We start from the raw sequence: 13,660 nt of genomic DNA, 5'->3' as shown, positions 1-13,660 counted from the left end.
GAGGCCTACCAAACAGCCACCGAACCATCCGTACGCGATTCAGTGCCTCCGGCTAATACACCCGTCTCAGGATTGCGCCAAATAATTTGACCTCTTCCAAAACTTCCGCCATCTGTCGCTACTTGAATTTGATGACCTTTTCGGGATAATGCTTGCGCTAAATAATTTGGGAAATTGGGCTCAACTAAAATAGTCTTTCCTTCAATCCATTGCCATCTCGGAGCATCAAGCGCAGCTTGTGGATTCATTAAATAATCGATGGTGTTAGTAACCACTTGGAAATGACCTTGTGGCTGCATATAACCACCCATAACACCGAATGGCCCAACAGCCTTATCGTCTTTTGTCAAGAATCCTGGAATAATCGTATGGAATGTTCGTTTTCCTCCGGCCAATACATTCGGATGCTCTGGATCTAGCGAAAAGTCCGCTCCACGATTTTGGAGACCAATCCCTGTTCCGGGAATGACTATTCCTGAGCCAAAGCCCATATAATTGCTTTGGATATAGGAGATCATATTGCCTTCTTCATCTGCCGCAGATAAATAAACGGTTCCGCCTTTTGGCAATTCATATGGTTCTGGGTCAGATGCGTTTTCACCAATGGTTTTGGCACGTGCTGCTGCGTACTCTTCTGAGAGCAAATGCTCAGTACTAACAGGCATATTCTCTGGTTCGGTAATAAACGCTTTGCCATCTGTGAATGCGAGCTTCATCGCTTCGATTTGTTCGTGATACGTTTCCGCAGATTGCCATTTAGGTTGATCGAGTTTTTTGAAAATATTTAAGGCCATTAACGCAACCATACCTTGTCCGTTCGGTGGAATCTCCCACACTTTATAGCCGCGGTAATCGGTTGAAACTGGCTCTACCCATTGCGGTTCAAACGCCTCTAAATCTTCTTTCGCTAAAAATCCTTCGTGTTTTTTCATAAAGCGATCAATTTTTTCGGCAATGGCACCTTTATAAAAAGAACGCGCATCGGTTTGTCCAATTTCAATTAATGTTTTAGCGTGACCCGGAGAAGACCACATTTCGCCAATTTCAGGAGCGCGACCATTAGGTGCAAATGTATCAAACCATCCTTGATATTCTTTACTTGTGAACGAATCTTTGTATTTGGCATAAGCTGCTTGCCAATACTTACCGAGAATTGGCGTTAATGGGTAGCCTTCTTCCGCATAACGAATAGCAGGCTTTAAGGCTTCGGCCAGTGATAGCTTACCGAATTTTTTTGATAGTTCAGCCCAAGCAGCCGGCACTCCCGGAACTGTCACTGGTACTAAACCATAAGTTGGCATTTTTTCGAAACCGAGTGCTTTTACTGCTTCTGGAGAAATACTTTTTGGTGCAGGACCTGAACTGTTCAAGCCGTGCAACTTATCCTTAACCCAGACTAAAGCAAACGCATCTCCCCCAATGCCGTTTGAAGTAGGTTCAACTACAGTTAATGCAGCGGCAGTGGCAATTGCGGCATCAATGGCGTTTCCGCCATTTTGCATCACTTCAATTCCAGCTTGTGCTGCTAGTGGTTGCGATGTGGCAACCATTCCTTTTTTAGAAAATACAGTTTGCCTTTGTGCTGCAAACGGGTTGTGCAAATAATCCATTACAATTCCTCCTGTCAGTATAAAAGCCGAATGCGGAAACGCTTCCGCATTCGGCTTTTTCGTTATCCGGCAAAATGGCAAGCTGCAAAATGATTTTTCTCGTGTTCAATAAATGCGGGTCGATCTACTTTACAAATCTCTTGTGCGATAGGGCATCTCGTATGAAAAGCACAACCCGAAGGCGGATTTGCAGGATTTGGCATGTCTCCAACTAAACGTACGCGTTCTTTCTTAGCATTCACTGTCGGTCTCGGAATAGCAGACAATAATGCTTGCGTATAAGGATGAAGTGGTTTGTTAAAAATTTCGGAAACCGTACTCATCTCTACTGTATTCCCCAAATACATAACAAGTACACGGTCACAAAAATAACGCACCACGCCCAAATCATGTGAAATAAACAAATACGAAAGATTATACTTTTCCTGTAAAGTTTTCAACAACTTTAAAATTTGTGCTTGAACCGAAACATCTAACGCAGAAACAGCTTCGTCACAAATAATGAACTGAGGATTTAATGCGATTGCCCGCGCAATTCCAATTCGTTGACGTTGCCCCCCGCTAAATTCATGTGGATAGCGATCATAATGCTCGGGTTTTAAGCCTACTTCTTTTAACAAGTCTTCTACGGAATCTCTTCTTTCTTTTAAAGACATGTCGGTATGCATTTTAAATACTTCATCTAGCGCATGCCCTACACGTTGTCTTGGATTTAAAGAGGCATAAGGATCTTGGAAAATCATCTGCATTTCTTTAACAAACTTCTTCTTCTCTTTTCGTTTTAAATCTTGAATTTCCTGCTCATTAAAATAAATTTTTCCATCGGTCAATTCTTCAAGCCCTAAAATCGTCCGGCCAAGTGTAGATTTACCACATCCAGATTCTCCTACGACTCCAAGACTTTCTCCTTTGTAGAGCTTTAACGAAACAGATTCTACTGCTTTCACATTTCCAGTAACTCGTTTTAACATGCCGCCTTTAATTGGAAAGTATTTTTTTACGCTATTTAACTCTAAGAGTATATCAGACTTTAAGGGTGATTTTTTCTCGATTGTTGTCAACCGTTTCAGCCTCCTTATCAGCTAGCCAGCAGCTTGCATAATGCCCTTTTCCTGCACGGAATTCTGGAGGCGCATCAGTTTTGCATTTGTCCATCGCAAACTTACAACGTGGATGGAAGCGACAGCCGGATATCTCTTCATTTAGACCTGGCATATTACCAGGAATCGGTTCTAACTCGAATTCCGGATCGTCTACATTTGGGACAGAGTTTAACAACCCAATTGTATAAGGGTGTTGAGGGTTCTCGAAAATTTCTCGAACAGGTCCTTCTTCAATTTTTTTACCTGCATACATGACCATGACTCGATCAGCAACCTCTGCGACAACGCCCATGTCATGCGTAATCATCAACACACCCATATCCAATTTGTCTTTTAAATCTTTGATCAAGTCTAAAATTTGCGCTTGAATTGTCACGTCTAAAGCAGTTGTGGGTTCATCTGCTATTAACAAGCTCGGGTGGCAAGCAAGTGCCATAGCAATCATGACACGTTGCCTCATCCCTCCACTTAGTTCGTGCGGATATTGGTTTAATCGTTTATCAGGATTTGGGATTCCTACTTGTCTGAGTAATTCAATGCTTTGCTTACTTGCTTCTTTTTTAGATAATTTATGATGCAAAAGCAAAGGTTCCCGCAATTGATAGCCGATGGTCAGTACCGGATTCAACGCAGTCATGGGTTCCTGAAAAATCATCGACATCTTATTGCCTCGAATGCGTCGCATTTGCTCTGGTGAAAGCTTTTGAAGAGACTCTCCATTTAATAAAATCTCTCCATTTCCAATCGAACCATTAGAAGGAAGGAGTCTCATTACAGATAAAGAAGTGATACTTTTTCCACAACCTGATTCTCCAACGATACACAAAGTTTCTCCTTTATCTACATGAAAAGAGACATCTCTGACCGCTTGCAATGAACCTTCTCCTGTACGAAAAGATGTTACTAGATTTTTCACTTCAAGTAATGTCTCTGCCATACTTTCCCTACTCTCTTGTTACATTTTGTAAGAACCATTGGCCATTCGGATCTAGTTCAAGACCTTTAATCGATTTATCTGTAGCTGCCGTCACGACGCCGTGATACATCACAACGACCGCATCTTCATCTAACATCAATTGGTTCGCTTGATCTAAATATTTTTTACGTTCATCTTGGTCTACGGTTGTACGTGATGCTTCAACCAGTTTGTCAAATTCCGGATTGCTGTATTGCGCTCGGTTTGAAGCTCCTACATTATCTGAGTGGAAATTAGGATAAAGCATCTCAGAGCCGTCGCTTGTTACATTAGACCAGCTTAAGAAAGTTAAATCGTATTCGCCCGCTCTTGCTGTATCAAGGAAAGTTGCCCATTCCATTGTTTCAATTTCTACATTAAATCCTGCTTCTGTTAATTGAGCTTGAACGATTTCTGCCATAAGGATAAAGTTATCGCGATTTGCCGCAAGTAATTTAATTGGCTCGTCACCAAAACCGTTTTCTTCTACTAATTGTTTAGCTGCTTCTGGGTCATACGCAGTTCCGGCTTCGTCAGCCGACTCGTCGTAACCGAAAACTTGAGGCCCGAGAACGCTGTTACTTCTTACCCCGAGTCCATTTAATTTTTCAACAAAAGCATCACGATTAATTGCACTTGCTACCGCTTTTCGGAAATCCGGGTTTTCGTTACGTTCTTGCGAGTGGTTAAATGTTAAGTAATATACAGGTGTGCCGTCTTTTTTCGTTACGTCAATATTTTCTAATGATTCTACACGTGATAGTTGTTCTGAAGGCAACGCATCAATAAAATTGACCTCTCCTGTTTGCAACATAGAAATAGCTGTTGATACTTCAGGCACAACTTTGTACGTCACTTTATCAAGTGTCGGTGCACCATTCCAATAGTCTTCATTTTTAACGAGTACTACTTGGTCACCTTGGTTCCAGCTCTCAAACTTAAATGGTCCTGTTCCCACTGGATTTTGCATCAAGTCTTGTGCTTCATCTGCTGTTGGAGAAATAATTGCCGCATTTGAATGAGACAAAGCTGCCAACAAAGGTCCATACGGATATTTTGTTTTTATTTCGACTGTTGTTTCATCTACTGCTGTTATCGTATCAATTGGCTCTAGTAACGATGCACGTGGTGCTGCAGTCGCCGGGTCAATTAGTTTTTCAAATGTGTATTTTACTGCTTCTGCATTAAAGGGTGTTCCATCTTGAAATTCGATTCCTTCTTTTAACTTAATCACCCACGTTAGTTCATCAGGGTTTTCATAAGACTCTGCAAGTTTCGGTTCAATTTCCATTGTTTCTGGATTCCGTTCAAATAAATTTTCATAAATTTGAGACATGACACTTGAAGACACCGAATCATTCGTCATAGTTGGTGATAATCCCACAGCGTCTGTTGTTGAAGCATAAATCACTTCTTGGTCTCCTGCTTCAGAAGAACTTGAACTTCCGTTACTTTCTGCCCCTTCAGGAATTGTGCTTTCTGAACATGCGCCTAAGATAAGTAAGCCGATCAACACTAATGCAAACAACCATTTTTTATTCATTAAAAATCCCCCTGTATGTTTTATTGTTGTAAATCCATATTCGGATCAAGCGCATCTCGAAGTCCATCGCCGAGTACGTTAAATGCGAAAACCGTTAACATAATTGCAATCCCGGGAACGATGGTCAAATGTGGTGAAGACCACATGAAATCCTGCCCCTGTGAAATCATTGCTCCCCACTCAGGAGTCGGTGGCTGTGCACCAAGTCCTAAATAACTTAATGCAGCAGTCGATAAAATTGCTGTCGCCATTCGCATAGTGGCAAATACGATAATTGGTGCAGAAGCATTCGGTAAAATGTGGCGAATCATAATGCGCAAATCAGATGCACCCATTGAGCGCATGGCCATGATGTACTCTTTTTCTTTTATGGACAGTACCGACCCTCTGACAATTCGAGCACACGTCGGAATTGACCAAATGCTGATAGCGATTGCTACATTTACTAAACTTGTGCCAAGAATCGCAATGATTAACATAGCGAGTAGAATGCCTGGAAACGAAAACAGCAAGTCTACGAAGCGCATGATGATGGCATCTAATTTACGATAATAGCCTGCCAACATTCCTAAAATAATTCCTCCTACAAGCCCTAAAGTAACGGCTACACTTCCTACAACAAGAGAAATTCGTGCACCGTAAACGATCCGACTCCAAACATCACGCCCATAATTGTCTGTTCCCAACCAATGCCCTTCACTAAAAACTGGCATTTCACTATTCGCTAAATTTTGCTTGATCGGATCATGGATTGTAATAAACGGCGCAAAAATCGCGATTAAAATTTGAAGAATTACAATCACTAGTCCAATCACAGCTAATTTGTTCTTAAACAATCGTTTGAGCGTCGTTATATAATATTTTTCTCTTTTTTTCGGCTTTAGCTCGAGTGTTTCAGCTGTTGTCATGGCTTCTCCTCCTCTCTATTCATACTTAATGCGTGGATCTATGTACGTATAAACGATATCCACGATTAAATTGACTAGTACAAATAACGTGGCCACAAGTAAGACTGAACCTTGTACCATCGGGAAGTCTCGAGCAGCAATAGCATCAATCATCAATCGGCCAACGCCATTAATCGCAAATACCTTTTCCGTAATAATCGTGCCCCCGAGTAATAGTCCGAAGTTCAAACCAATTACAGTAATGATTGGAATCATGGCATTTTTTAATGTATGAATCCAAATAACATTTTTTTCTTTCACGCCTTTTGCACGTGCAGTTCGAACGTAATCAGCGCGAATTACTTCTAACATCGAAGATCGCGTCATTCGAGCAATCATAGCCGCCGAACCGGTTCCTAACGTAATTGCTGGTAATATCAATTCCTTAATGCCGTCAATTGTATAAAATGGATTCGACATGCCCCCTACAGGTAACCATTGGAGGTTTACAGAGAACACTAAAATTAACAATGCCCCGAGCCAAAAATTAGGGATGGAAATTCCTGCAAGAGCAAAAGTAGTTGCCGAGACATCTAAAAGAGAATTTTGTTTTAATGCGGAAACCAATCCGGTAATAACTCCAAGAATCACCGCAACTATCATACTGGCAATTGCTAATTTCAACGTATTGGGAAATCGAATCATAATGGCATCAGCAACGGGTTGACTGGTCTGATATGAATAACCAAAGTCACCTTGTACAGCATTCCCCACGTATCTCGCATATTGAGTCAAGAAAGGATCATTTAATCCTAAATTGTCTCGAATCGCAGTAATATCTGATTCAGTCGCTGTAGGACCACCAATAACAGCCGCTGGATCTCCTGGTGCGATATACATTGAAGAAAACACGAGAAAAGAAATACCGACCAACAAGAAAAGTAATTGCAAAGCTCGACGTACGATTAAAGAAATCAACAATACACCTCCTATAATCATTTGTTAAGCATTTTCTTAATTTAGCTTATCAAATGATTATTTTTTGATAATTTTGATTATAGAGGATATATTTCAAAAAAGATACACTCTTTTTACAAAAGTATGAATTTTTTATACTTTAGCTTACACAAAGTTCCATTTATTCTAATTCATATAACTTTTTGTACGTTTCAAACTATCAATAATTTATTTTTGGTTATTCTTATCCAAAAAAATAAAGCCCACAGCTTTTCAGCTGTAGACTTTTATAACTTCATGCCTGTACGGCTCTTGAAACGACGCAGCAGAATATGACTCTCTACTCTCGTAATACCTTCTAGTGCATACATTTCTTCGTTGATGAACTTTTCAAGGTCAATAAAATCATCAACCAGTACATGCATGTGAAGTGTTGATGGTCCAGTCATTTGGTAGCAACTAGCGACGCTCGGATTATCAGCTAAAGCTTGAGCTACTTTTACAAGTGAAGCCGGCTCACAATCTACTTCAAAAAAGCCAGATACTTTTTTACCTACTTTTTCACTGTTAATGACCACTGTAAAACTTTCAATCACTCCAGCCTCTGTCAGTTGATGCACTCTTTCTCGAATAGCCACTCGCGATAAGTTAAGTTCTTTGCCAATATCCACATACGACATACGGCCATTGCCCGTTAGTAATGCTAGTATTTTTCGATCAATCTCATCTAGTTTCATAAATACACCTCAAGCTCTTTTTTTATTAGTTAGTTAAATATAGTTGTGTACAGTAAATACCTGGAGCTATTTCGATCACGCCTATTTCTTGAAAACCGAGCAGCTTGTACAGCGTAATCGCTGGTTGATTGGCTGAGCCCGTACTAACTTTAAAGTCATGCGTACGATATTTTTTCAGTACTTCACTTAATAATTTCCGACCAATTCCTTTTCGAAAGTGAGCAGGAGCAACTACTAGTCGGTGGATATCAATCACTCCTTCTTCTATTTTATAAGAAAGAACTCCTTGCAATTGCTCTTCGCTATACCCAATAAACATCTCCGTGCTATTTTGGATTTCATGAACCGTTTCGCGAAGCTGCGGAATTTCAAAAAATCCCATAAGCTCTGCTTCTATCCGGTAAGCAGCTTGTTGGATTTGCTGAATTTTTTCAGCAACTTGTTTGTCTTGGTGATTTAATGCAGTGAGCATAAAGTGTCCACCCTTTACTAACTTTACCATGATGCCATTCTAGTCGTTACTAAAAATTAGTTTTGCAGAAAACAAAACAACTCATCCAATTGGTTCGTAGCATCTTGATAGCCTTGATTATAAAGAGTTTCTAATTTCACTGGGTTGCGCTCGAGCCCTTTGATTTTGTATAAATCTTTTGGTCGAATCACCATCGCCAACCCTTCTTTTTCCATTTGCTCGATAAACTCCATGGTTTCATTATAATACAAATGGCGGTTCTCCATAGTCTTTGCTATTGCCGGGTATTGTCGAACAAATGCTGCCATAATTCCAGCAAATCGACTCCTTTTTTTCCGGTAGCCTTTTTCTCTCGTCAAAATAATAATGGGTTTGGTTACTCCATCTGATAACGCTTTTCGAATGGGCAGCGGGTCTGCAATGCTACCATCCATTAAAAGTTTTCCTTCAAATTCCACTGGTTGAGACATGAATGGCAAGGAACTCGACGCTCTAACAATTGTTAACACATCTTCTGGGCGTCTTTGCTTTTCAAAATAAATTGCTTCACCTGTTACACAATCTGTTACTCCCACAACAAACTCTTCTGTAGCGTCGTGAAAGCGATCATAGTCAAACGGGACTAAACTATTTGGTATTTTATCAAAAATTAAATCCATCCCAAATAGTTCTCGCTTAGTTAGTAAATTCTTAACTGAAAGATATTCTGGATGATTAACATAACCAATGGTAACTTCTCGATTTCGACCATTCTGTCTCGAAATGTAAGAAGAGGCATGACAGGCTCCTGCAGAGACACCAATCACGTAGTCTACGAAAATATGTTCTTCCAATAGCTTTTCGAGAACACCACCCGTATAGACACCTCGCATACCACCGCCTTCTAATACCAACCCACTTTTCATGTTCATCCCTCCCTCAGCTAATTACATGCACAACTTTTTTGTTTCAGCCAACTTTTTCAATCAATTCTGGCTTGTTGTTTTTTGGAGAATTTACTTCTTGAGAAACACGATATGCTTCCATATCTTTAGCTTGATAAGGTTTTAGTAGCCCTTTCAATGTTTCAACATCTTCTACGCTCGGATCTAACCAAGTTTTTTCATCAGCTTTTGACAATATAACCGGCATTCTATCATGAATGGACTCCATCAATTTGTTTGGAGCGGTCGTCAAAATCGCGCAGCTATTCACTATTTGACCATCTGGGGCTTTCCACGATTCCCAAAGTGCTGCAAAAGCAAAAGGCTCTCCAGTCTTCAACTTAATGCGCATTGGAATTTTTTCTCCGTCTATATGTTGCCATTCGTAAAAAGAGTCTGCCACCACTAGACAGCGTTTCTTTTTAAAAGCCGAACGAAAACTAGGTTTTTCTGCGACCGTTTCTGAACGTGCATTGATCATTTTGTAACCGATTTTTGCATCTTTTGCCCACGGCGGTATTAAACCCCATCGCAGCTGACCCAATCGATTTCTATCTCCATCATTTACAATCGCGACTACTTGCTGAGAAGGTGCAATGTTATAACTTGCGGAATATTCATCTTTACTTAATGCTGTTTCTTCAATATTGAAGCGTTCGATTAACACCGTATAATCTGTAAACAATGAGTACCTTCCACACACTTTAATCGCCCCTTTCTGTAATTCGTTGTTACTATAAATATAACAGAAAATTCATTCTCCTTCTTCGTTATTCCCTTTCTGGTCATCAGCCTTAAAAAAACATCCTTCCTCTGCGAGAAATCTTAGTCTATTTACTAAAAGACGCTTCAATATCTCACTATTGTCCATTTTCTGTCTTTCATTAGTTCGATTTATCGTCTTAAGCTTTTATATTCTCTACACTCTAAATCTATGGAAAATTCGTTAAGGTCCCTTAAATGGCGAAATAGTGTTATAATAGAAGAACTACGATTTATATTAGGAGGAATCACATGGCTACTGCACGCGAAATGAGTCTCGTCAACAAGGATTTTCTGGTTGAAGAATTAGGGCTGAAACAACAAGGAAACTCAACAATTTTTACGAATGAAGATTGTTTTGTGTTGTCCCCATCTGTTCAGCGATATGAAAAGGGATTTGACGTCAGTGAATTTAATTTGGCAAAGTTCGATCCAGAACGCCAACAAGGCTTTTTGATTGTACGGTACATGGATACCTTTTTAATGGCAAAACTGGAAAGCTTCACGTCTAAAATGATGCTTCCTGAACTCCAAATTAAAAAGAAAAACACAAAACCACATTGGAAATTCACTGTTGCTGAAAATCCTGCTTACCATATCGTTAACACACAAAACAAAGAACTGCGTTACCGTTTGCAAGAACCGACTAAAAAACAAATTCTTTCTTTCTTCAATAAGTTATAAGAAAAACCCGCTGCCTCTGCATGCGGGTTTTCTGTTGCTCTTTTTCGAAAAAATGGATGATTAATGGTAAAATGGCAAGTATTATAGACCTCTTCACTCATTAGTGATTGTCGATCGGATGTGATTTATGGAATCTCCACGATACACCGTTAAAGATCGCCAGTTCTGGAAAATCATCCTCAGTCTTCTATTTGCGTCGTTATTTACGTTTGCAAATATGTATGCTGTGCAGCCATTGTTGCCAGTTTTTGTAGAAGAATTTCAAGTTCCAGTTTCCACAGCTAGCTTATCTTTAGCCCTAACCATTATCGGTTTAATACTTGGACTAATTATTCTCGGATTTTTTTCTGATCGCAACGGCAGAAAATCGTATATTATTTATTCCTTAATCGGTTCAGCCATTCCTTTTTTCATCATTCCTTTGACCGATTCATTTTCTATCTTATTATTTCTTCGTTTTATTCAAGGCTTTGCACTAGCAGGTGTTCCTGCTGCTGCTCTTGCATACATAAGTGAGGAAATCGATCGAAAAAACATTGCTTATGCGACTGCACTTTATATTTCTAGCAATGTCCTTGGTGGAATGATAGGTCGAATTTCAACAGGCTTTCTAACTGACCATTTCTCGTGGCAAATTTCCTTTTATGCTTTTGCGGTGACGGGACTCTTCATATTCGTTATTGTCCTTTATTTACTACCACCATCACAGAATTTCAACTCTAGCCAAGTAAGCTTTGCAAAAGATATAGAAGGCTTCTTGTTTCACTTAAAAAACCCTGCTCTACTGGTGGTTTTTGGTCTTGGTACAGTTTTGCAAACTTCTTTTACTGGCATTTGGACGTATTTGCCTTTTTATCTAGCAGCCTCTCCGTTTTCTATGTCGTTGCAGGCGATATCGTATTTGTTTTTCGCTTATGGTATTGGTGTCATCGGCTCGCCAATGGCTGGTCGTGTTGCTGAAAAATTCAGCATACGCAATGTCCGTCTAGCAGGTGTATTTATTTTATCTGCTGGCATTTTCATGACACTTAGTCCTTATCTTTGGATGATTGTTGTTGGTCTTTGTGTCACTTGCCTCGGCTTTTTCACTGCTCACGCCCTAACTGCTGCTTCTGTCAGCCAGCAAGCAACTCACCACAAAGGCAGTGCTTCTAGCCTTTATTTGGTATCGTACTATATAGGCGTCGCAGCAGGAAGTTCTGTATTAAGTCCTTTATGGACCTCTGGTGGTTGGACTGGCCTAGTTCTATTTAGCGCTATTTTACCGCTTCTTTACATAATGGCCATTACTCTTTACCGAAAAAAAGCAGGCTCTTCCCGGAGATGAGCCTGCTTTTTGCTGTTACTTAAATCTTATTTAAGAAAATCCGCTGGGATCGACATTAGATCTATCCCCCAAACAAGCGGTAAGAAGTAGAATACTGCAAGTCCGACAAAGAAAATACCAAAGATATTAAGCGCAAAGCCCGCTTTGGCCATATCTGAAATCCTCAAATATCCAGAGCCGAACACGACCGCATTTGGAGGTGTTGCAACTGGCAACATAAATGCACAAGATGCTGCAACGGCTGCCGTTACCATCAATGCATAAGGGTGAATGCTAAGAGCAACTGCAAGTGATGCCATAATCGGGAACATCATCGAAGCAGTAGCTGTATTTGAAGTAATTTCGGTCAAGAACAACACGAGCGCAGCTACTACCAAAATAATGATCAGAACATTAACGCCTTGTAACCCAATCAACTGATTGCCGATCCATTCAGACAATCCGGAGCTTGTAAATCCAGCAGCAATAGCCAGTCCTCCACCAAACAGCAGTAGAATACCCCAAGGCAACTTGACAGCGGTTGCCCAGTCTAGCAAGTGATCGCCCTTTTTATTTTTAGAAGGAATAATGAATAATACCATCGCAGCAATCAAACCGACCGTTGCATCAGTCATTTCGAGGTTGGGCGCAAAAGCATCCAAGACAAATGAGCGGCTGATCCAAGCAAGTGCTACTGCTAAGAAAACTACAAAGACTGCTTTTTCTTCGTAAGAAGCTCTCCCTAAGTCAGTTTTTTGTTGACGTATTACTTCGCTACCTCCTGGTAAATGTTTCAATTTTTGTGGATAAGCAACTTTCACTAAATAAACCCAAGCAACTACTATAAAAATCCATGCTAATGGTACACCAAACAACATCCACTGGGCGAAAGTGATTTCAATACCATAAATTTCATTGACTGCACCTGCAAGTAACGTATTCGGAGGTGTTCCGATTAATGTTGCAATTCCCCCAAGAGATGCCGAATACGCAATCCCTAGCATCAAAGCTTTACCAAAGCTGAAATTCTCTTTTGAAGTATCGATTGAAGAATTATATTTTAAAGCTTCCGATACTTGATAAATAATGGCTAATCCAATTGGTACCATCATCATCGCCGTAGCGGTATTGGAAATCCACATTGACAGAAATCCTGTCGCAACCATGAAACCAAGAATGATGCGTTCCGTGTTCGTTCCAATTACAGAAATAATAGTTAAGGCGATTCGCTTATGCAAATCCCATTTCTCCATTGTCAGGGCAATCATAAAACCACCCATAAACAAAAAGATTGTATCACTGCCATACGCTGAAGTTGTAGCGCTGACATCGAGCCCCTTAGTCATTGGAAAAAGAATGATTGGCAAGAGTGATGTTGCTGGAATTGGAATGGCTTCTGTAATCCACCAAGTGGCAATCCAAATGGTACTGGCAAGTATTGCTTTCGCTTCAGGTGAAAGTCCGTCTGGATTAAAGAATAGCAAAGTTAAAATAAACAGCAACGGACCTAGGATTAACCCAATGAGTTGCGGTGCATTATAGCTTCGCTTTTTGTTGCGTTCATCGTACGACCCTGCGTCTTCAGCCCGATCTCGATTGTCGGGAACTCCTGCTCCCGGATTCGTAAATAGTCGAAATGTCTCTTTTGCTTGCTCATGTTTTTCCCACATCCAATTCCATGTTGCTGAAATCATGCTATCCCTCCATCTATTTGTTATATT

Annotated in this window: 13 protein-coding genes; 2 read left to right on the top strand and 11 right to left on the bottom strand. The window is 40.3% G+C overall.

From position 1 onward, the window contains the following. Nucleotides 1-5: 5 nt before the first annotated feature. The 10 genes from GPDM_RS07370 to GPDM_RS07325 form a co-directional block, all read right to left on the bottom strand. Entirely contained in the window at nucleotides 6-1,610 is a 1,605-nt protein-coding gene (locus GPDM_RS07370; RefSeq protein WP_008430304.1) for a gamma-glutamyltransferase family protein, read from the bottom strand. Nucleotides 1,611-1,672: 62 nt separating this feature from the next. Then, nucleotides 1,673-2,671, bottom strand: a complete 999-nt coding sequence (locus GPDM_RS07365) for an ABC transporter ATP-binding protein (protein WP_008430303.1) — start codon at nucleotides 2,669-2,671, stop codon at nucleotides 1,673-1,675. Next, nucleotides 2,634-3,650 carry an ABC transporter ATP-binding protein gene (locus GPDM_RS07360; RefSeq protein WP_008430302.1) on the bottom strand — a complete coding sequence of 339 codons (1,017 nt, stop codon included), beginning with the start codon at nucleotides 3,648-3,650 and terminating at the stop codon, nucleotides 2,634-2,636. The genes GPDM_RS07365 and GPDM_RS07360 overlap by 38 nt, the downstream gene beginning before the upstream one ends. 7 nt (nucleotides 3,651-3,657) lie before the next feature. Next, complete coding sequence (locus tag GPDM_RS07355; protein WP_008430301.1) at nucleotides 3,658-5,211, bottom strand: glutathione ABC transporter substrate-binding protein; 1,554 nt, start codon at nucleotides 5,209-5,211, stop codon at nucleotides 3,658-3,660. A 20-nt stretch (nucleotides 5,212-5,231) separates the two neighbouring features. After that, nucleotides 5,232-6,119, bottom strand: a complete 888-nt coding sequence (locus tag GPDM_RS07350) for an ABC transporter permease (protein WP_008430300.1) — start codon at nucleotides 6,117-6,119, stop codon at nucleotides 5,232-5,234. 15 nt (nucleotides 6,120-6,134) lie between these two features. Next, nucleotides 6,135-7,076, bottom strand: a complete 942-nt coding sequence (locus GPDM_RS07345; protein WP_008430299.1) for an ABC transporter permease — start codon at nucleotides 7,074-7,076, stop codon at nucleotides 6,135-6,137. 266 nt (nucleotides 7,077-7,342) lie between these two features. After that, complete coding sequence (locus GPDM_RS07340; protein WP_008430297.1) at nucleotides 7,343-7,792, bottom strand: Lrp/AsnC family transcriptional regulator; 450 nt, start codon at nucleotides 7,790-7,792, stop codon at nucleotides 7,343-7,345. A gap of 25 nt (nucleotides 7,793-7,817) precedes the next feature. After that, nucleotides 7,818-8,264, bottom strand: coding sequence for a GNAT family N-acetyltransferase (locus GPDM_RS07335; protein WP_008430296.1), 447 nt, complete (start codon nucleotides 8,262-8,264; stop codon nucleotides 7,818-7,820). Between the two features lie 56 nt (nucleotides 8,265-8,320). Continuing rightward, entirely contained in the window at nucleotides 8,321-9,175 is an 855-nt protein-coding gene (locus GPDM_RS07330; protein WP_039863100.1) for a patatin-like phospholipase family protein, read from the bottom strand. A 37-nt stretch (nucleotides 9,176-9,212) separates the two neighbouring features. After that, nucleotides 9,213-9,890, bottom strand: a complete 678-nt coding sequence (locus GPDM_RS07325; RefSeq protein WP_039863098.1) for an SOS response-associated peptidase — start codon at nucleotides 9,888-9,890, stop codon at nucleotides 9,213-9,215. A gap of 311 nt (nucleotides 9,891-10,201) precedes the next feature. Between GPDM_RS07325 and GPDM_RS07320 the strand changes: the two genes are divergently transcribed. Together GPDM_RS07320 and GPDM_RS07315 are read left to right on the top strand one after the other, a co-directional pair. Beyond that, complete coding sequence (locus GPDM_RS07320; protein ID WP_008430292.1) at nucleotides 10,202-10,633, top strand: hypothetical protein; 432 nt, start codon at nucleotides 10,202-10,204, stop codon at nucleotides 10,631-10,633. 127 nt (nucleotides 10,634-10,760) lie between these two features. Beyond that, nucleotides 10,761-11,960: an MFS transporter gene (locus GPDM_RS07315; RefSeq protein WP_008430291.1), complete on the top strand. Its 1,200-nt coding sequence runs from the start codon at nucleotides 10,761-10,763 to the stop codon at nucleotides 11,958-11,960. A gap of 26 nt (nucleotides 11,961-11,986) precedes the next feature. Here the strand turns inward: GPDM_RS07315 and GPDM_RS07310 are convergent, their stop codons facing one another. After that, entirely contained in the window at nucleotides 11,987-13,633 is a 1,647-nt protein-coding gene (locus tag GPDM_RS07310; protein WP_008430290.1) for an SLC13 family permease, read from the bottom strand. Nucleotides 13,634-13,660: the final 27 nt, after the last annotated feature.

The organism is Planococcus donghaensis MPA1U2 (assembly GCF_000189395.1).
GTDB classification, from domain to species: Bacteria; Bacillota; Bacilli; order Bacillales_A; family Planococcaceae; genus Planococcus; species Planococcus donghaensis_B.
This window is presented reverse-complemented; position numbering and strand designations above follow the sequence as displayed.

What these genes read in the sequence shown, in the direction of transcription:
- GPDM_RS07370 (WP_008430304.1), bottom strand. Translation starts at nt 1,610, where the DNA reads ATGGATTATTTGCACAACCCGTTTGCAGCACAAAGGCAAACTGTATTT.
- GPDM_RS07360 (WP_008430302.1), bottom strand. Translation starts at nt 3,650, where the DNA reads ATGGCAGAGACATTACTTGAAGTGAAAAATCTAGTAACATCTTTTCGT.
- GPDM_RS07355 (WP_008430301.1), bottom strand. Translation starts at nt 5,211, where the DNA reads ATGAATAAAAAATGGTTGTTTGCATTAGTGTTGATCGGCTTACTTATC.
- GPDM_RS07350 (WP_008430300.1), bottom strand. Translation starts at nt 6,119, where the DNA reads ATGACAACAGCTGAAACACTCGAGCTAAAGCCGAAAAAAAGAGAAAAA.
- GPDM_RS07340 (WP_008430297.1), bottom strand. Translation starts at nt 7,792, where the DNA reads ATGAAACTAGATGAGATTGATCGAAAAATACTAGCATTACTAACGGGC.
- GPDM_RS07335 (WP_008430296.1), bottom strand. Translation starts at nt 8,264, where the DNA reads ATGCTCACTGCATTAAATCACCAAGACAAACAAGTTGCTGAAAAAATT.
- GPDM_RS07330 (WP_039863100.1), bottom strand. Translation starts at nt 9,175, where the DNA reads ATGAACATGAAAAGTGGGTTGGTATTAGAAGGCGGTGGTATGCGAGGT.
- GPDM_RS07320 (WP_008430292.1), top strand. Translation starts at nt 10,202, where the DNA reads ATGGCTACTGCACGCGAAATGAGTCTCGTCAACAAGGATTTTCTGGTT.
- GPDM_RS07315 (WP_008430291.1), top strand. Translation starts at nt 10,761, where the DNA reads ATGGAATCTCCACGATACACCGTTAAAGATCGCCAGTTCTGGAAAATC.
- GPDM_RS07310 (WP_008430290.1), bottom strand. Translation starts at nt 13,633, where the DNA reads ATGATTTCAGCAACATGGAATTGGATGTGGGAAAAACATGAGCAAGCA.